Source organism: Ignicoccus hospitalis KIN4/I (genome assembly GCF_000017945.1).
In the GTDB taxonomy this organism is placed as follows: Archaea; Thermoproteota; Thermoprotei_A; order Sulfolobales; family Ignicoccaceae; genus Ignicoccus; species Ignicoccus hospitalis.
This window is the reverse complement of sequence record NC_009776.1, coordinates 285,273-302,933: the sequence shown is the minus strand read 5'-3', so window position 1 is coordinate 302,933 and position 17,661 is coordinate 285,273. Positions and strand designations below refer to the sequence as shown.

17 protein-coding genes, 1 tRNA gene and 1 CRISPR repeat array are annotated in these 17,661 nt (G+C 55.5%); of the genes, 10 read left to right on the top strand and 8 right to left on the bottom strand.

What is annotated here, in order from left to right; translation table 11 throughout:
• Positions 1 to 23 precede the first annotated feature (23 nt).
• Both IGNI_RS01780 and IGNI_RS01775 read left to right on the top strand, forming a co-directional pair.
• Positions 24 to 683, top strand: coding sequence for a B3/B4 domain-containing protein (locus IGNI_RS01780; RefSeq protein WP_011998379.1), 660 nt, complete (start codon positions 24 to 26; stop codon positions 681 to 683).
• Positions 667 to 1,503: an inositol monophosphatase family protein gene (locus tag IGNI_RS01775; protein WP_011998378.1), complete on the top strand. Its 837-nt coding sequence runs from the start codon at positions 667 to 669 to the stop codon at positions 1,501 to 1,503. The genes IGNI_RS01780 and IGNI_RS01775 overlap by 17 nt, the downstream gene beginning before the upstream one ends.
• On the opposite strand, the gene IGNI_RS01770 is transcribed toward IGNI_RS01775, so the two are convergent.
• Positions 1,411 to 2,694 carry a tRNA pseudouridine(54/55) synthase Pus10 gene (locus IGNI_RS01770; RefSeq protein WP_011998377.1) on the bottom strand — a complete coding sequence of 428 codons (1,284 nt, stop codon included), beginning with the start codon at positions 2,692 to 2,694 and terminating at the stop codon, positions 1,411 to 1,413. The genes IGNI_RS01775 and IGNI_RS01770 overlap by 93 nt on opposite strands.
• 93 nt (positions 2,695 to 2,787) lie before the next feature.
• On the opposite strand from IGNI_RS01770, the gene ppcA reads away from it, so the two are divergent.
• Entirely contained in the window at positions 2,788 to 4,254 is a 1,467-nt protein-coding gene (ppcA, locus tag IGNI_RS01765; protein WP_011998376.1) for a phosphoenolpyruvate carboxylase, read from the top strand.
• Positions 4,255 to 4,310: 56 nt separating this feature from the next.
• On the top strand, positions 4,311 to 5,465 hold the full coding sequence (locus IGNI_RS01760; RefSeq protein ID WP_011998375.1) for a radical SAM protein: 1,155 nt from the start codon (positions 4,311 to 4,313) through the stop codon (positions 5,463 to 5,465).
• On the opposite strand, the gene IGNI_RS07720 is transcribed toward IGNI_RS01760, so the two are convergent.
• The gene (locus IGNI_RS07720; protein ID WP_187145984.1) at positions 5,371 to 5,691 is read right to left on the bottom strand and encodes a thioredoxin family protein; all 321 of its coding nucleotides are present in this window, start codon (positions 5,689 to 5,691) and stop codon (positions 5,371 to 5,373) included. The genes IGNI_RS01760 and IGNI_RS07720 overlap by 95 nt on opposite strands.
• A 106-nt stretch (positions 5,692 to 5,797) precedes the next feature.
• Here IGNI_RS07720 and IGNI_RS01755 point away from each other — a divergent pair, with 106 nt between their 5' ends.
• Complete coding sequence (locus tag IGNI_RS01755) at positions 5,798 to 6,613, top strand: polyprenyl synthetase family protein (protein ID WP_011998373.1); 816 nt, start codon at positions 5,798 to 5,800, stop codon at positions 6,611 to 6,613.
• Complete coding sequence (locus IGNI_RS01750) at positions 6,610 to 7,245, top strand: endonuclease V (RefSeq protein ID WP_011998372.1); 636 nt, start codon at positions 6,610 to 6,612, stop codon at positions 7,243 to 7,245. Before IGNI_RS01755 ends, IGNI_RS01750 begins: the two co-directional genes overlap by 4 nt.
• Here IGNI_RS01750 and IGNI_RS01745 read toward each other — a convergent pair.
• Genes IGNI_RS01745 through purE form a run of 3 tightly spaced genes read right to left on the bottom strand, consistent with a single transcriptional unit; the run spans position 7,228 to position 8,757 of the window.
• Positions 7,228 to 7,746: a hypothetical protein gene (locus IGNI_RS01745; protein ID WP_148202204.1), complete on the bottom strand. Its 519-nt coding sequence runs from the start codon at positions 7,744 to 7,746 to the stop codon at positions 7,228 to 7,230. The two genes, IGNI_RS01750 and IGNI_RS01745, sit on opposite strands and share 18 nt — an antisense overlap.
• A 5-nt stretch (positions 7,747 to 7,751) precedes the next feature.
• Entirely contained in the window at positions 7,752 to 8,354 is a 603-nt protein-coding gene (locus IGNI_RS01740; protein ID WP_011998370.1) for a hypothetical protein, read from the bottom strand.
• Between the two features lie 13 nt (positions 8,355 to 8,367).
• On the bottom strand, positions 8,368 to 8,757 hold the full coding sequence (gene purE, locus IGNI_RS01735; protein WP_052570454.1) for a 5-(carboxyamino)imidazole ribonucleotide mutase: 390 nt from the start codon (positions 8,755 to 8,757) through the stop codon (positions 8,368 to 8,370).
• Positions 8,758 to 8,903: 146 nt separating this feature from the next.
• On the opposite strand from purE, the gene IGNI_RS01730 reads away from it, so the two are divergent.
• The 4 genes from IGNI_RS01730 to IGNI_RS07630 all read left to right on the top strand — a co-directional run bounded on the left by IGNI_RS01730 (position 8,904) and on the right by IGNI_RS07630 (position 12,899).
• Complete coding sequence (locus IGNI_RS01730) at positions 8,904 to 9,248, top strand: hypothetical protein (RefSeq protein WP_011998368.1); 345 nt, start codon at positions 8,904 to 8,906, stop codon at positions 9,246 to 9,248.
• Positions 9,248 to 10,294: a TIGR04084 family radical SAM/SPASM domain-containing protein gene (locus tag IGNI_RS01725; RefSeq protein ID WP_011998367.1), complete on the top strand. Its 1,047-nt coding sequence runs from the start codon at positions 9,248 to 9,250 to the stop codon at positions 10,292 to 10,294. The genes IGNI_RS01730 and IGNI_RS01725 overlap by 1 nt, the downstream gene beginning before the upstream one ends.
• 34 nt (positions 10,295 to 10,328) lie before the next feature.
• Positions 10,329 to 11,918 carry a CTP synthase gene (locus IGNI_RS01720; protein ID WP_052570452.1) on the top strand — a complete coding sequence of 530 codons (1,590 nt, stop codon included), beginning with the start codon at positions 10,329 to 10,331 and terminating at the stop codon, positions 11,916 to 11,918.
• A 39-nt stretch (positions 11,919 to 11,957) separates the two neighbouring features.
• A CRISPR array of direct repeats spans positions 11,958 to 12,313; the repeat unit is 23 nt; unit sequence CTTTCTATCCTCTTTTGAGACTC.
• A 211-nt stretch (positions 12,314 to 12,524) separates the two neighbouring features.
• A complete protein-coding gene (locus IGNI_RS07630) occupies positions 12,525 to 12,899 on the top strand; it encodes a hypothetical protein (RefSeq protein ID WP_187145983.1) in 375 nt (124 codons plus the stop codon).
• Between the two features lie 161 nt (positions 12,900 to 13,060).
• On the opposite strand, the gene IGNI_RS01710 is transcribed toward IGNI_RS07630, so the two are convergent.
• The 3 genes from IGNI_RS01710 to cas10 all read right to left on the bottom strand — a co-directional run bounded on the left by IGNI_RS01710 (position 13,061) and on the right by cas10 (position 17,417).
• A tRNA-Gly gene (locus IGNI_RS01710) sits at positions 13,061 to 13,139 on the bottom strand.
• Between the two features lie 129 nt (positions 13,140 to 13,268).
• The gene (locus tag IGNI_RS01705; RefSeq protein ID WP_011998364.1) at positions 13,269 to 14,333 is read right to left on the bottom strand and encodes a hypothetical protein; all 1,065 of its coding nucleotides are present in this window, start codon (positions 14,331 to 14,333) and stop codon (positions 13,269 to 13,271) included.
• A gap of 6 nt (positions 14,334 to 14,339) precedes the next feature.
• On the bottom strand, positions 14,340 to 17,417 hold the full coding sequence (gene cas10 / locus IGNI_RS01700) for a type III-B CRISPR-associated protein Cas10/Cmr2 (protein ID WP_011998363.1): 3,078 nt from the start codon (positions 17,415 to 17,417) through the stop codon (positions 14,340 to 14,342).
• Between the last annotated feature and the right edge of the window lie 244 nt (positions 17,418 to 17,661).

Here is a 17,661-nt window from a genome sequence, read left to right as displayed (position 1 = left end):
CATACGCCCTCGGACGGGGAGCCTTGATATCGAGGGACGCGTACTCGAAGGAGAAGGGGGCCTACCTCTACTTCGCCGTCGTGAAGGGCGTGGAGGTCAAGGAGGCCGACGACGAGGTCGAGGCCTTATTGAGGGAAGCTGAGGAGGGGGCCCGCGCGAGGCTCACCTTAGAGTCCCTAAAGGAGGACCCGAAGGTAAGGGCGTATAGGAAGTTCATGTGGGACATGGGGATAGACCCCACCAAGGTGAGGCCCTCCTCCGAGGCCCTCGCGAGGAGGGCCCTGAGGGGGAGGCTGCCGAGGATAAACTCGCTCGTGGACTTGGGCAACGCGATAAGCTTGAAATACCTAGTACCTATAGGAATTTACGACTTAGACAACGTAGTTGGTAATATGACGCTGAGGAGGGCTGAAAGGGGCGAACCCTTCGAGCCCATAGGCTCCGACCCCTTCGAGCTGAAAGGGATAGAAATAGTCTTGGCCGACGAGAAGGGGCCCATGCACCTCTTTCCATATAGGGACTCGAGGAGGACCATGGTTACCTTGAACACTAAGAACGCGCTGGTAGCGGGCGCCGGGGTCCCCGGGGTTCCGGAGGAGGACGTCGAGAAGGCGGTTGAGGAAATAGTGAAGTTCTTAGAGCGCAGAGGGGCGGAGGTGGGAGAGGTTGGAAGGACCCCGTAAGCTCGCCTTAAAGGTAGCCGAAAGGGCTAGGGACTTCTTGAGGTCTAAGTTCTTAGACGAAAGTTACTTGAAGGTCGTAGAAGAGCACAAGAGCGACGTGAGCAGGAAAATAGACTTAGAAGTGGAGGACTTAATAATAAAAACGTTGAGAGAAGAAGGCTTCAAAGGGGGTATAGTTACCGAAGAGAAGGGGGTGGTGGGCGAGGGGCCTCCCTACGCTGTGGTGGACCCCTTGGACGGGAGCTTGAACTACGCCGTGGGCTCCCCCCACTGGGCGGTGAGCGTGGCCATAGCCGAGGGGGAGGACTTCTCAACCTTGGTGGCCTCGGCCGTCTGCCCGGGCTTCGGGCACCCTTGCTACTCCGCCTCCGACAAGGCCTACTCCGGGGAGGGCGAGGTTATTCCCGGGGCCCCGGAGAAGGTGTTGGTATTCTACGGCGAGCCCGAGGACGAGAGGCAGAGCAAGTACTTAGTAGAGCTGAGGAAGCTCTTGGGAAGGCCCAAGGTAAGGGTGCCAGGGGCCATAGCGCTCGACATGGTAAACGTCGCGAGGGGGAAGCTGTTGGCGCTCGTGGACGTTAGGAACAAGATAAGGAACGTGGACGTCGCCGGGGCCTACTTGATTATCAAGAGGGCCGGCGTCCCCGTGCCGGAGGTTTACGAGTCCTTCCCCACGGACGAGGTGAGCGTGGTGGGCAACCTGTTCTTCGGGAGGGACGAAAGGGTGCTATCCGCGCTCCTCTCCTCCGCCTCGAAGCTCGGCCTGTGGCAAGGAGACCCAGACAACGTCCAAGCTCGCGCAGGTCGCTTCCTTCCCTAAGAAGGAGCTGAAGGAGGGTTCGGTCCTCCCCTCGTCCCCGCTCACCAGCTCCTTTATGTAGAGGCCCCCTTGGGCCTTTATGAGGGCCTCGAAGGACTTGTCGTTGAGCTTCCTTGCCTTGACCCAGTACACCTTCCTCTCCCTCACCACGTCCGCCCTCCTGTGGAGCACCCTCTTGGGCGTCCTCTGCTTTATCGTCACGTCCTCGAAGAACTCCTCTAGGGCCCTCAAGTCCCCCTCGTCCACGCCTTCGGGCACGTAAACCAAGGCCAAGTAGACCTTCTCCTTCTTGGACTCGTCGCCCTTCACCCTCTGTACCCAGTCGCGGTTCACGTAGCGCTCGAACCTGAGCCACACCAGCTCGTCCTCGTACTCCGAGCCCTCTACCGGGAGCCTCCTCCTCTTAGGCCTCTTCACCTCCGCCACGAAGGGTCTGCCCGTCCCCAAGGCCCTCACGTCCACGTCCTCCCTCCCGGAGGCGTGGAGGACCACCTCCCCTCCGAAGGGGGATAGGGCCTTCCTAACCGCCCTCTCCACCGAATACGGGTACTTCCACTCGCTCTGGGAGACGTTCCTCGCCTTCTTCTTGTATATGCCGTATATAAACACGGGCTTTATTTGTAAGTCTACCTTGTCCTCCCTCAAGTTCATTATTGCGACCACGTGCGGGTCCTCGAAGTCCGGCTCCTTTCCGAGGAGCTCCTTGACCCTCTTGCCCACTTCCCTCTTCAGCGAGTTCTTCACGCTCTCGGCGTACGGGAGCCTAAAGGCGCTTATTATCTCCCTCTGCCTCTCGACCATTCCCCCGCAGTCCGAACAGCCCACCAAGAACGTGTCGAACTCGTACTCCTTCAAGGCGTCTACTACCTTCTTACTCCACTCCTCCACCAGCTCCCTCCACTTGCCCCCGCAGACGTAACAGCTCCTCCTCCGGACGGAGTAGCCCATGTTCTTAGCCAGCTCCTCCACCTCGTCAGAATCGAAGTTACTCATTATCTTTTCTGCCTCCTCCTTTTTTATTTCCCCTTCTCTGACCATTCTATCCAACTCCATGATAATTACTCTTCTTATGGCTTCTCCCCTGTGCTCGTTCCCCAAGCCCTTGCCCAGCCTGGCGAACAAGGAGCCCAAGCAGTGGTCGCATAGGGGGTAGTGTTTCACCACCTCCAAGGCCTCTTCCGTTATCCTCAAGCGCTCCCCCTCGCCCTCCGTCGGAGCGGTTATAGCCGCTGAAGCAGTGGATATATACCCACATTTACACAAGGCCCGCTAGAGGTAGGGACGGTGAAGGTTCCCAAGCTGATGGCCACCCAGCACCCAGACAGCACAGTAGTCCTCATGCCGCAAGACGAGGTGGAGGAAGCAATCCAAGACGTCCTCCCGCTGGACCAAGGCGGGAGGGGCTGCGACGAGAAGATGGTGGACTACGAGGGCAAGGCGACACCCTACAACCAGATGAGGGACATAATAGAGGAAGTGAGGAAGTACGACGTGGTTCCGGGAGAGGACTTCTTGATAACTCCTAGAGTGCCCAACCCCAAATTAGAGGACAAGGACCGCCACCTGTTGGCCATAACCGCCGCCGTGACCGCTAACATGTATTCCCAGATGTACTTCAACACAGACGCGATAAAGTACATCATACTCCCAATGTCCACCTCAACCCTCGAGCTGGCCGAGGTGCAGAGGAGGATACTGAAGGTGGAAAGGCTGGTCTCCGAAGAGTTCTCGTTACGTATAGAGGAATGGATCAAGCTGATCCCGCTCTTCGAGACGGCCGAATCCCACATGCATATAGACGAGATAGTGGAAGGCTTGAGGATAGCTTTCATCAAGGAGATAGGTATGTTTGAGAATGAGTTCAGAATTTTCATGGGCAAGAGCGACTCTGGAATACACTCCGGCCACATAGCCAGCTCTATAGGGGTTAGGATGGGCTTGCTGAAGCTCTGGAACTGGCAAAAGGACACTATGTTCAAGGTCTACCCGATAATCGGTATGGGCAAGCCCCCGTTGAGGGGACACATGGCGGAGTGGGTGATAGAGGACTGGGTAGAGGCTTGGAGGGGCTATTATACTGCCACCGTGCAGTCGGCCCTCCGTTTCAACACGGACAGGAAGGACTACGTACATACAATTACCGTAGTGACCAAGAACTCTGGCAAACAGCCTCCCCTAGAGCTGCTGGGGTACGCCAAAGAGATGGTGAACGTGGCGTGGAGGGCCAGCGAGGTCTACTTGTCTAGGCTGGAGAGGCTGGCTGACATGATATCATTCATGGCGAAGTTCGTGACTCGGACGAGGGCGAGGCTCGACAGCTACAAGAGGAGGGCTAAGACCGGTAAGGAAATGCCCAGGGCGATAAGGTTCTGCGCCTCGCTGTACTCCATGGGCCTCGGGCCGACGCTCATAGGGGCCGGAGTGATAGAGGAGCTCGCCTCCGGCACGGCTGAGAAGCTGGAACACTTGTTAAAGTTCGTGCCCTTGCTCCCCAAAGACTTCGCCTTCGACTACGCCTTCACAGACTTGGAAGTATTCAAGAGGTACGTGGACGAGAAAACTTTCGAAATAATAAAGAAGGATGTGGACGTAGTCAAGGAGTACTTCGCTAACGTGGAGCCCCCCAAGTCCCCGCCGGAGGGGTACTTCGAGAAGCTGAGGGAGCTTAGGGGCGCTCTGGACGAGGCGGAAGTGAGCAGAGCAAAGGCAATAGTAATGGAGCTCGCCGAGATGAGGGGTTTCTTGGGCTGAGCCCTAACTTTCTGGTCAATCACAGTTATCTAAACCGACCGGACGGGAAAGAGTCGATGGTAGCGTTGTGGAGAGCCTTCAGCGCTCTCGCGGAGCTCTCGAGGAGGTGGAGCGAGGCTTGGTTGAGGAAGCTCCTATCCTCCCCCGGGACCCCCATGAGGCCGGAAGGGAGGGTTTCCCTATACTTACACGTGCCGTTTTGTAGGTCCCTCTGCAAGTTCTGCCACTTCGTCCGGTTTCCCTACTCCGAGGACTTGGCTTCTAAGTACTTCAAGAAGTTGATTAAGGACGTGGAGGAGGCTCACTCCAGCGGAGTTGAGGCGGTGGAGGTCTACGTCGGCGGGGGGTCGCCATCCTCCAAGCCGGAAGCCTTAGGGGAGCTGGTGGATCTGGTATGGTCCCTCTGGAGGCCCCAGATCTCCGTAGAGGTCCACCCAGTGGACGTGGCCTTCTTGGGGGCCGCAGAACACTTGGACCCGAAGAAGGTAACGAGGGTGAGCATGGGGGTTCAGAGCTTCTCCCCGGAAGGGTTGAAAAAGCTCGGGAGGCCAGTCTCCCCCGAAACTAACGAGCTCGCAATAGAAATTTTAAAATCTAAGAAGTTCAAGACCTTTAACGTGGACGTGGTGTGGGGCTTGGAGGACCCCACCCCCGACGCGGTTAAGGCCTTGGAGTGCGGAGCCGACCAAGTGACCTTCTACCCGCTCATGCCCTTCCCCAAGAGAGGGCCGGAGGGAGAGAGGCTGTGCTTCCAGAACTACCAGAGGATAGTGAGGGAGGCCTCCAAGAGGGGGTTCGTTAGGCAGAACGCTTGGACCTTCTCTAAGACAGAGGCCATGGTCGACGAGTACGTAGCTCGCGCGGAGGAATTCTTGGGCTTGGGAGTGAGCTCTTTCAGTTTGGTAGGAGGAGCAGCTCACTTGAACGTATTCGACTTGGAGGAGTACTTTAAGAGGGGTTGGTCGGAGCCTTGGCACTCGGTCAAGCTCAACCCCCTGGAGGGGTTGGCGTTTAAGGTAGCTATGGCGCTTCACTCGTCCCCTCCGCTGAGGGCCGAGGCGCTCTGGTACTCCGGGCTCGTGGCCTTGAGGGAGCTCTACGGCGTCTTGGGGGAGTTCAGGCTTTCTGTGGTGAGCAAGCTCTGGGAGAAGTACGCGCCGAAACCCTCGAGAGGAAGCGCCTCATTGCCCGCTCGAGGTCAGAGAGCGTGAAGAAGCCCTCTATCCTCTTGACTTCCTTGTCGTCGTGATAGAAGACCACGGTGGGGACCCAGCTTACCCCCAAGCTCTTGAAGAGCTTCGCGGTCTCCGGGCTCTTCTTTATCCTGATGAACGTTCCCTCCCCCCTGTGGAGCTCCACGAACTCCTCCCAGTGGGGCCTCACGTCGTCGCAAGTGGGGCAGTAGTCGCTGTAGAAGAACGCGACGAGGAAGTCCACGGCCTTCCCCGGGTAGGGGTTCCTGCAGGTAAGTAATATCTCTGTGTACCGCCCGGCGACCAACTCCTTATTTCCATCGCCCCAGCCCCTCGGAGGGTAGGCTTCAGTGAACGAAATACAGCGAGCGCTCGAAAAGTGGAGAAATATAATTGACAAAGAGTTAGAGGAACTTATCAAAAATACTTACGAGGAGAGGGTGATAAACGTAGCGAAGTACATAGTGAACGGGGGGAAGAGGCTCAGGGGAGCGCTGGTCATGCTGGTCAACGAGGCCTTAGGGGGGAACCCGGAGGACGCCTTGCCGGCCGCCCTGGCGCTGGAGCTGGTCCACGCGAGCTCCCTCTCAATAGACGACATAATAGACTTGGACTTCGTTAGGCGCGGGAGGCCCAGCGCTTGGGTAGCCAAGGGGGTCGCCAATACCGTAATGGTGAGTAACTTGTTAATTCCCCACGCTATAATGTTGGTTAAGAGGTACGGGAAGAGGGCAATTGACAAAGTTGTGGAAGTGTGGTGGGAGGTGAGCAAGGGGGAGGTCTGGGACGTCCACGGCCCCCCGGAGGGCAAGGGAGTGGAAGCTTACGAAGCTATAATAGAGGCCAAGACCGCCTCCATGTTTGCCCTCTCAGCTTATTTGGGCGGCTTGGCCGCGGGGGAGGAGGAGAGGCTGGAGGGCCTCTGGAGGTACGGCTTCTTGTTGGGTAAGGCCTACCAAATAGCTGACGACTTGAAGGACGTGGAGGGCGACGCCAGCTTCTCCGCCAAGCTGTTTAGGGAGTGGTTGAAGGAGGCCGGGAAGGAGGGGGTATTGAAGAGGTTGAAGGAGATAGTTGAGGAGTGCGAGAGGATAGGCTCCGAGTTCGGCCCCTTGCTGGCGAGCTTCCCCCGGAGGGGGGTCGAGCTAATGGGAGTGAAACTATGACTTTCGACCGGAGGAGGGCCTCCGAGCTCCAGAGGAAGCTCTCCGAGCTGGTGAAGGAGGAGGACTGCTTCGATCCGGAGGCGGTAGAGGCGGTGGGCGGGCTGGACGTCTCCTACAAGGGCGACGTCGGCGTCTCCGCGCTCTCGCTGATCGACTATAAAACCTTAAGGCCTCTCAAGCACTACTACGTCGTCGCGAGGGTCCCCATCCCCTACGTGCCGGGGTTCTTGGCCTTCCGGGAGGCACCCTTGCACTTGACGTTAATTAAGAAGGTCAAGGGCTACGACTTGCTCTTGGTGGACGGCCACGGGAGGACCCACCCCAGGGGGCTGGGGATAGCCTCCCACGTGGGGGTGACGAGCGGGGTCCCCACGGTCGGGGTGGCAAAGAGGAGGCTGGTGGGGGAGGAGGAGAGGTGCGGGGAGAGGGAGTGCTTGGTGCACGAGGGTAAGGTGGTGGCTTACGTCATCAGGAGAGGAAAGCAAAAGCTGTACGTCAGCGTCGGACACTGCGTGAGCTTGGAGACCGCCTACCAAATAGTGAAGAGGTTAACTGTCCGGAGGCTGCCGGAGCCGATAGCGTGGGCGGACCGAATCTCCCGTTCGCTGGCCCGCTCACTCCAGCTCCCTTAAGGCCTTAACGCACATCTCGTAGTGCTCTTCGTCCATCAAGCCCTCCTCAAAGGCGAGCTTGCAGAAGCAGCTCCCGTGAGGCCTCATCTCCCCCTCCGATATTAGGCGTTTGAGGTGGTTCATGACCGCTTCCTTCGAGCACTCCTTGACCCTATCGTCGCCCGAGAGCTTCCAGAAAGCCAAGGCGTGGTGCAAATACATCATACTGCCCAGGTAGTAATTGGACAAGAAGTAGTTGGGCCTCCTCCAGTAGGGGCTCACCTCGGCCATGGTCTTTCCGACCAAGCGCTTGAGGTCGTGGTATCCCAAAAAAGCTGCCAAGGGGAAGTATATCGCAAAGAACAAGAGCAAGAACTCGCCGAAGCCTATTACTTCCTTGAGGCCCGCGAAGTACCAGACCAACGACGCTGTGTTGAATACTGCGAGGGTGAAGGACAAATAGTTGCCCAGTCCAAGCCTCACGTAGACGTAGACCTTTAACGCCCTGTGGAGCTTGCTCATCCCCCTCACCTGAACTCCGGCTTCTTCAATATTTCCAAAATCTCATCCTTGATATCTGAGACGTCCAAACCTAACATGGAGGCCAACCTCTCCAAGCACCTCACGTCTTGGCTCATCGGGGGCTTCCCCACCTCGAGGTGGCTGAAGTAGACCCACTCCACGGTGTTGTGCACTGCGTTCCTAAAGCACCTCTTCAGCTCTTCGTCGGCTGTCCCCTCCCCCTTGAGCCTCAGCCAGAGAGAAACTACTGAGGGGAGGTCAGCGACCCTCAAGGTCAAGGTGGCGGCTTGCGCCCACGTGGGCCTCCTCCAATAGGCTTGCTTCTCCACGGTCTTCCGCGTGACGCCGGCGTTCACGTCTATCCAGCCGAGGATTAAGGAGGTCGCGCCCACCGCGAGGAGGATTAAGGCCGTAGTCGCCAAGCGGAGGGGGGCGGGGACGCGCAAGTAAGGCAGCACTACGCCGTTCAATATAACTACCAAGTTTATTATCGTGAGCGCGAACGCGACGTAGTTCATGTGGGCGGACTTCACGTAGGCGAGTAGGTCGAACGCTTTTGATTTGTAAGCGAGCTTCGCCGCCTTCCTCAAAACGTTAGTTACGTTCAAGGAGGCCCTTCCCTCACTTACACGGCCGGAAGCCCGCGAGCTTTAGTATCCTTATGGCTAGGTAGGCCGCGTTCTTGCCGTTGTCTATGCCTACCGCCGCCACCGGCACCCCTGGAGGCATTTGGACTATGCTGAAGAGGGCGTCCAAGCCCATTAGCTTGACTTCCACGGGCACCCCTATGACTGGCTGTTCTACCTTGGAGGCCACCACGCCGGGGAGCGCAGCGGAGAGGCCCGCTATGGTTATGTAGACCTTGACGTACTCCTTGCTCTCCTTTAGGTACTTGTCCAGCTCCTCTGGCTGCCGGTGGGCGGATATCACCTTGAGTTCGTAGGGTACGCAGTGTTCTTCCAAAACTTCGATGACCTTCTTCGCCACGTGCTCGTCGCTCTTGGAGCCCATTATTATAGAGACTAGGGGCTTCTGCAAGGGCTCTCCCGCGCCCTCTCCGAGGCTTCTATTTAAGTTATCAACGCACCTTCCAACTTCGAAACTTTAAGCCCTCATTAAATATCTTCTCTGAATGAGACGTCGAACGGGTTTAGACCGTGGAAGAGGCGTTCTTGTTGGTGGTGGCCCTCTCCGGCTTCTACCGGGACGCCAAGCTCGTCAACCCGATGAAGTTCAAAGCGTTGAGAACTTTGGTGAAGTACAGCAAGCTCGTCAGGTCAAAGTGTAACAAGATATTCATGAAGGTTCAGACACAACACATAATATCTACCGGCTTCTACAGGGTGGTGTTGAAATCTTTCGTTTACAAGGCTAACACGGAAATGATAAGGAAGGAGTTAGAGGACTCGGAAGTGACGGTCTCTATAGTAATGAGGAGGCTCGCCCCGGAGGAGGCGGAAGAGGTGAAAAACGTCTTGGAGAGCGCGTGTAAGAGGCGGTAATGCTCTGGCTCGTTTACAGCTCCTCTAAGTGTAACCTCAAGTGCAAGTACTGCGGGGGCTCTTGGCCGGACCTCCCCCCTAAGCCGGTCTACCCCGTCTCAACCTTGAAGGAGTACTTGGAGGCCGTGGACCCTAGGCCGGCGATAGTGTTCTACGGAGGGGAGCCCTTGCTGAACCCGAAGTTCATAATGGACGTAATGGACAACGTCGAGGCTACCTTCGGCATACAGACCAACGCCACCTTACACCACCTCTTGCCCCCGAGGTACTGGGAGAGGATGAAGAACGTCTTGATCTCTATAGACGGCCCGGAGGAGTTCAACGACTCCCGCAGGGGGAGGGGGAGCTACGCGAAGGCCTTGGAGCTGGCCTACAAGGCTAGGAGGCTGGGGGTGAAGAGGGTCATAGCCAGGATGGCCGTTGACTTGGAGAGCGACATATATAGAGACGTAAAGCACTTGCTCTCCCTCCCCTTCACCCACGTCCACTGGCAGCTGTCGGTGGACTGGGTGCCCAAGTGGGACTTGAGGGGATGGGCGGAGAGGAGCTACTTGCCGGGCATAAGGAGGTTGGCAGAGGAGTTCAAAGAACACTACTTGAGGACTGGGGAGCTCTTGGGGATAGTCCCCTTCATAGCCCTCTTAAAGGCTCACAAGGAGCCTTGGGACTGGGTGCCGTGCGGGGCCGGGAGGAAGGCCTACTCCGTGCTCACGGACGGCAGCGTGGTGGCTTGTCCCATAGCGCCCTATGAGGGTTGGGCCAAGGCCGGGAGCGTTTACGAGCGCTCCCCTCCCAAGGCCTTGAGTTACCCCGAGGGGGTCCCTTGCGAGAGGTGCGAGTACAAGGGCTACTGCGGCGGGAGGTGCTTGTACTGGCTTTACGAGAGGTTTTGGGGAGATGAAGGTATGAAGGAGATATGCTGGGTAACGAAGAAGTATATAGATACCTTCTTTGAGGTTGTGGGAGACTTGGCGGACGAGATGGCGGAGCACGAGGAAGTGGCCTCCTACGACCCCTTGGAGGACTCCACCGAAGCGGTGCCGTAAAAAAGGGCTCAGTCGAAGGGGCGGCGGGCTGAAGCTGACAAAGTTCGTTTTCATAACCGGCGGGGTGCTCTCCAGCCTAGGGAAGGGTATCCTAACGGCATCCACAGCTCTGTTTTTCAAGTCCATGGGATACACGACCACCGCGATAAAGATAGACCCGTACGTGAACGTGGACGCGAGCACGATGAACCCCTACGCCCACGGGGAGGTCTTCGTGACCGAGGACGGCGGAGAGACCGACTTGGACTTGGGTCACTACGAGAGGTTCTTACATCAGAACTTGACCAAGAATAACAACATAACTACCGGGAAAGTCTACTTGAACGTCATTGAGAAGGAGAGGAAGGGGGAGTACTTAGGGCAGACCGTCCAAATAATTCCCCACGTGACGGACGAAATTAAAAGGATGATAGACGAAGTGGCCAAGGACTTCGACGTAGCCGTGGTAGAGATAGGGGGCACGGTGGGCGACATAGAGGGGCTCCCCTTCCTGGAGGCCGCCCGCCAGATGTGGGTGGAGAGGAGGGGCGACGTCGCCTTCGTCCACGTGGCCTTGGTGCCGGTGCTAAGCACCACGGGAGAGCAGAAGACCAAGCCGCTCCAGCACTCGGTACAAGAGCTGAGGAGGATAGGCATCCAGCCCCACGTGGTGGTCGGACGCTCCACCAAGCCCTTGGAGCCCGAGACCAAGAGGAAGATAGCCCTCTACTCCAACTTGCCGGAGGAGGCGGTGTTCTCCGACCCGGACGTGGAGTTCGTCTACGAGGTGCCCCTAAGGCTGGCGGAGCAGGGGTACCCCAAGTACCTCACCAAGATATTGGGATTGGAAGAGAGGAAGATAGAACTCGAATATTGGGTAGATTTCGTTAACAAGTTGAAGTCCTTACCGGAGGGGCCCACGGTAGCTATGGTCGGTAAGTACACGAAATTGAAGGACAGCTACTTGAGCATCATAGAGTCCTTAAAACACTCGGCCGTAGAGGCGGGGTTCATGCCCAAGCTGAAGTGGGTGGAGGTGACGGACGTGGAGAGGGGCAAGCTGAGCCCGGAGGAGGCCGCGGAGGCGGACGGGGCGATAATCTTGCCCGGCTTCGGGAAGAGGGGGGCGGAGGGGAAGATAGCAGTCATAAAGGAGCTAAGGGAGAGGGGTGTGCCCACCTTGGGAATATGCTTCGGGATGCAGATGATGGTGGTTGAGGTAGCTAGGCACTTGGCCGGCCTGGAGGGCGCGAACAGCGAGGAGGTAGACCCCAACACCCCCCACCCCGTAGTGGCCTTGCTGGACGAACAGAGGAAGCTGAAGTACTTGGGCGGCACCATGAGGTTGGGAGCGAAGCCAGTAATAATAATGAAAGGGACCAAGCTCTGGGAGGCCTACAAGAAGACGTTGGTTAAAGAAAGGCATAGACATAGGTACGACGTTAACCCAAAGTACTTGGACAAGTTAGAGGAGGCGGGACTAAGGGTATCGGCGTGGAGCGAGGGAGTGCCGGAGGGGGTGGAGCTGGAGGGCCAAGAGTTCTGGGGGGTCCAGTACCACCCCGAGTTCAAGAGCAGGCCGTTGCAGCCCTCGCCGGTCTACACGCGCTTCTTGAAGACCCTCAAGTTCTCTGCTTCCTCTTGACCCCGTTCCTCCCGTTGCTCGAATGGCCCTCCGTGAAGGCTTTCTATCCTCTTTTGAGACTCTACTCTTCATAAAAGACCCTGAAACAAAGAGTGTCACAATAATTACTAACTTTCTATCCTCTCTTGAGACTCCACAGGATGATATAGACAAGTTGCTTAAGGTGATGTTGTTCTTTCTATCCTCTCTTGAGTCTCCACCAAGGAGAATAACGAGGAATATTACATAGAAATTAATGCCTTTCTATCCTCTTTTGAGACTCCACACGACAACTACCTCAGCTTCTCAAACATCGTAAAGCTAGAGAACTTTCTATCCTCTTTTGAGACTCTACTCGACTTGACCATAGTTTGTCAAATCACGAAGATGAGCCTTTCTATCCTCTCTTGAGACTCCACCGAAGCCTTCCATATAAGGCCCCAAGGTCTTTCCCTTAAAAGAATTGCGTTCTACTGCGAGTTTACAATTCCCCAAACTTTTCCCTTTATTCAAGAAATTTTTCCTCTGCCCTTCCCTCCACGATCTTCAGCGTTCCCATGAAAAGATATAAGGGGGTTTGAGAGAGTGAATAGTAATGGTGCGTTTTCGAATATAGGATGTTCCCATGTGGGCAAAGATGAAAAGGAAATGAGTAAATACAAAGGTTTGGTGATTTGTAATATTGGAAGAAGGTCGTGTAAGAGTACCGACGCGCCTGCCATACAAAGGCTTACGTCGCGCGGGCCAGAAGGACCGCCCCACGCCCTCAGCGATCAACAGCCCAACGACTTGATAGACAAGGTATTGGGGGTAACCTACAAGCTCGAGGCAGCCTTGGCCCTGAAGGCCCTAGGCTACAGGGTGCCCAAGGACTTGTTGGAGGTGCCGTCTATCAGCTTGCGCACCAAGGCTGAGAAGGCCTTCGTTTACGGCCTCGTGGGGTCCCCTCGTGGAAGGGACTCTTGGAGGAGGTTAGGAAGGTTAGCTTGCTGGAGGTCCTAAGCCCTGTCTCCCACCCCGAGCTCCGGTATGATTACCTTAAAGCCCTTGGACTTGAGGTAGTCCAGCGCGAGCAAGGTAGTGCCTCGAGGGCCCACGGAGAGGAGTTAAATTGTAGCGGCCCCTGGGCGGGCGCTCTTGAGGGGGTTTCAAGAGAGGAGGGTTGGTGCGGCGGCCGGGATTTGAACCCGGGATCTCCGGCGTGGCAGGCCGGCGTCCTAGTCCAGGCTAGACGACCGCCGCAGCCTCCAGGGAAGGGGTCCTTAGGTCAGTTAATAAATTTTCTGGAAAGGTTGGGAGCGTTCTCCGGACGGTACGTTTCAATCATTCGAAGTTCCTTGAGCTTTTTGATTATGATGAACAACAAAAAAGTCATGTGGTCGGGTCTAAGGGTAGAGGGAGCACCGTCCCGAAACCGAGGTCTCTAAAGAGGCCTAGCCCTTTCCAGTAGATTTCCTTCGGCGGTTTCTTCAACTTCCCCACGACGGCCGATCCGGGGGCAACTGCGGGGACGAAGGGCCGCGGACAATCCCTCATCAAGTCCCAGCCTAAGGGATACGCCTTGATAGTGTAGCGATCGTAGAGGGGCAACAACTCTCTAGACGCGCCTTCGAAGTCGAGGACCTCTTTGAAGGGCCTTCTGTAGTCGCTATAATCGCCCTCGGAACCCATTATCAGAGGAGATATTACCACTACTACCGATTGAGCCCCCTCGCAACCTTCCCAGCACTCGCCCCACAAGTCCTTTAATTTCTCTTCTACGGGATTTACGTCCTTGGCTTCAACTCTCGTTAATCCCCCATCGCCCCCCAGGGGCAATAGCGCGTCGTCGAGGCAGCGAGGCTCAACCTCGCCGACTTCGAAGAACATCTCCACTTTCCTAGCGTAGAACCTTTCCCTTACGAAAACGAACTCACTCATCTTCTTGGACCTCGACAACTTGTTTGAGAACTGGTGGGAGATGAGCTCTCTCCAACCCACCCCGCGCTTTTGTGGGCTACTCCCTCCCGCAAGGGCCTCATTGTATGAGGGGGTCGTGAAGTAATCGATTATTCCCTTTTTCTTCCTCCCTAACTCCGCTTCCCCCTCTAAGTACTTCTTCACTGCCGTCTTAATTTCGTTCCACTTTTCGAAGAGAACCGTTAGGTTGAACAAGTTCTCCTCGCCGAAGTATAAACAAGAGGAGTCTCGGTGCAAGACGTAAGGCCCTCGCAAGCTTCCCTTGAAGCACTGCCCTACGCACTTCTTAGTGGCCTCGAAGAGGCCTTCAGCCTCACACTCGAAGCCTTTGGAGTAGGCCAAGTAAGCCAACAACCCCACCAGCGCGGTGGTCTTCGCGAAGTACGTAGAGCTCGTGGACAGGGGGCCTCGCTGGGTCAGTCCGAAAGGGCCGGGCTTCCTGAAGCTCACGAAGCTGAGGGGCTCTATCGCTATCACCGCCGCTCACCTCACGGCCTTGTGCCACGCAAAGCCGAACTCCAACACATCAAAAATATACTCATTTGTGAGCTTCAAGAACTCTAAGACTTCCTCGACCTCCTTCTTTAGGTTTTGCGAATACTTCTCCTCGTCTGCCACGTTCCTACTAATTATATATTTCAACAATATTATGATGGGTGTGGTGAGCCCTTTCGCTGCAGCCCACTCGTGTTTCGCGTCGTGACCAAAGTACTTCTGCAACTCCCTCACGATATCATAGTAGAAATTATTGCTCAGCCCGCGGCGATGGAAGGATGAGAGTTTGGCTATAATGGGACCCAATGAAGCGGGTTCCTTTAGGTCCCCCTTGTCTTCGACGCCCAGCGAGTTCGACAGAGCGACCCCCCTCGCCCCTAAGCGCCCGTAGCTCACTCCTACACCGTCCTTCTTTTTAGATACGTTCTTCGCGCTTTCTTCCAGTTCGCTCGCGTCCTCAAAGACCTTGGCCAGCGGGTCGCGGTAGTGCCTTATTGCTATTCCGTAGCTCCTCCCGTATGCCAACAAGGCCGGGGCGAAGAAGTTGTCTGTATATCGGAAGCCGACGGGACTGCGGAGCAGTCCCCAGTGGTTGAGCCGGGTCAACCACCAAACCCAGAGCGCGGGGGAGAAGTAGAACTCCTTCACAATTTCTAGCAACTCCCGAGAGAGGAATTCCTCTAGACCTCCGAGGGGTTCCGCGCGTCCCGAACCCCTCGAGACGCTTCTCGCCGGAACCAAGGCTAGGAGGTCGTCCCCTCCGGCAAACACTAATAGGCCGTAATTCTTTTCTACTATCTCCTTATCTACTAGCGCTTCCGTCATTAAGGAGTAAGAGAGTTGGAACAAGTATGTGGGCGTGACCAAGACTGTGGGCAAGGACGAGTCGTTCTCCCCGTAGACCTCTTTCGGATATATTTCATGTAGCCTTTCTATTACGCTCCTTACTAACGAGCCAGCAAGTTTATACAGCTTCTCCTCTTGACCGACCCCTCGCCGAGGTCCGGCTTGTCTATATATCGTTTCAAAGTAAGCTTCGGCATCGTAACCGAGCCTGCCCCCTTTGAGGTTACCCATGTTGTCCGCGTCAGCTTTTACCATAGCTATGTACTTGTTCAGAGAGAGCAACTTGCTCGAGTCTCTGTCCTTACGTACAAGAACTCGTATGTACAAGTTCTTAGAATCGTCCCTTATGAGTCTCTCCACCGTCTCGTTTTTCTGCAGCTCTTCCAAGACCTCCTCCAAGCTAAAACGGGAATACTTATTCTGATAGAAGTCGAAAGAGCTATATTCCTTGAGGCTCCTCGTCAAGCTCTCTAAGAGCTGGTCCTTCGGCAACCCCACATTATTTCCATTTTCATCCATTATCTCAACCGCTCCTCCAGACTCGGAAAGCCACTTGACCAGCTCCGGCAAGGCTGCCAACGTGGACATTACGACCTTTGGAGCCTTGACGTGGTCGGCTTCCACTATGGAGGTCAACGCATCGGTGTAATATTGTAACAACCGTAAGATCAAACAGTAAGGACAGAGGGCCTCGTGCGACCTAAGTAGGGGGCTCGAGGCCTCAGACGGGTTATGAACAGCCGCGGGCCTGCCACAAGTACACATGGGCGCGGACTTGTCCTTACAGCTCTCATACCTAGCTTTAGTGACCTCTAGCGTCCAACCGTCCAGGAGCAGCGGGTCTAAGCGGACGGCCTTCGCTTTGCGGAACTCTTCGGGATACTTCTTGGTAACTAGCCAGTGGAAGAACAGCTTCTTCTCTAAGTCACTCATCACGTCGCTAAGGTCCTTGGAGTAGGGGAATACGTCCTTTCCTACGGCTAAGCCTTCGGAGCTTATAAGTTGCTCCAATTCAGCTCTCATTTTCCCTTCTATCCTTCTGAACTCTTTGACGAATTCCTCAAAGGCCTCTTCTAGGTTTATAACTACAGTTTTAACGTCGAAGGGAGCTCTCTCCGCATGCTTTATTATTTCTATCATTCTCTCTATAAGATCGTCGGCAGACGCTACGTCGGTACACGTGCCGGTACATACCCTGACCTTTTCGAGCGTTTTTATTAGATTATCGGCAGTGCTCCGCAACCGGGTCTGTATATCTTCAATGACGTTCTTCCAAGCCTCCTTCAACCTCTCCTTGAAATACCGGCTTATAATCACGGAGGGGTCGGAAACTCCTTCGCCTTCCTTCAGCGAGCCCTTCTCGACCAGTTCAGACCTCATAAGCTCTATGCTGCAGGCGGGGAGGAGCAAGGTAACTGTGGCGGGCATCAAGGGCTGTTCGGGCGAGGTGAGGTTCTCGTCCAAACACTCTCTGACCGCTTGTACTCTATGCGCTACCGTTGCGTAGTAGAAGGGGTTGTAGCGCGCGCTGGGGCTTAACAGTACGTCCGGCCCGAGGTTCCAGACGAGCTCTTTTATTAAGTACCACACGGTCGCGGAGATCAACCAGCTCCTGATCCACCAGTCCCCGGGCCTCCGTCCCCCGCTTATGAAGCTCTGAATGCCCGGTATGTCTATTCCCACTATGAAGCCGGAGAACTTCTTGCTATCGTTATTATAGATGTTAATCATGGAAGCGGTAGCGTATACGTGGTCGAAGACTGTGTGGGTAGGAAACCTGGTGTCGGCGGGGAGGGGGACCTTTACTGTCTTGTACCACAGCAGCTCCATGAGGACGTACTGGGCGTGGTACCTCTCTCTGTCACCACTTACCTTGCTCAAACACGTCTTCAACTTGTTCCAGTAATCCTCTATCTTTTCCTTACTTATTTGCCCCAAGTCGATCTCATAGAAGAAGTTGGGGTCGAAGGGGTTGATCAGCCTAATCACGCGATCGATGTTCATCCGGGAGGGCACGACCCACCTATCTATAGTAGAGGAAATTACGTCGTACGCTTTAACGTCTTTGAAGTAGTCTAAGTATTCCTCTCCAAGGACGTCCCCTATCCTTTCCTTAGCGTATTCTTCGTGTTTCTTCTTGACGTACATTAACCACGCCTTTTCCGGCGTGTCGTGGAGCAGTGCAACCATCTTTTTCTTTATTAAATTATTACACGTCATGTTAATTACCCCTCTGAGAACGTCCGATTACTTCAAGCATATGGTCCCCAATCGTTCCGAGGAACTCCGCGTGAGGCGCGCGAGCTAATTGGAACACGGGTTCGCTAAAGTTCCTTTTCTGGAATTTGAAATGGGTTGCGTTGGCCGGCGAGGACCAGTGGGGCAACCCTTGTACCCTCGCGTTCGTTGAGTTAGAGGGCTGTTTTATCTCTTCAATGTACTCATTCAACCGAACGGGGCAACG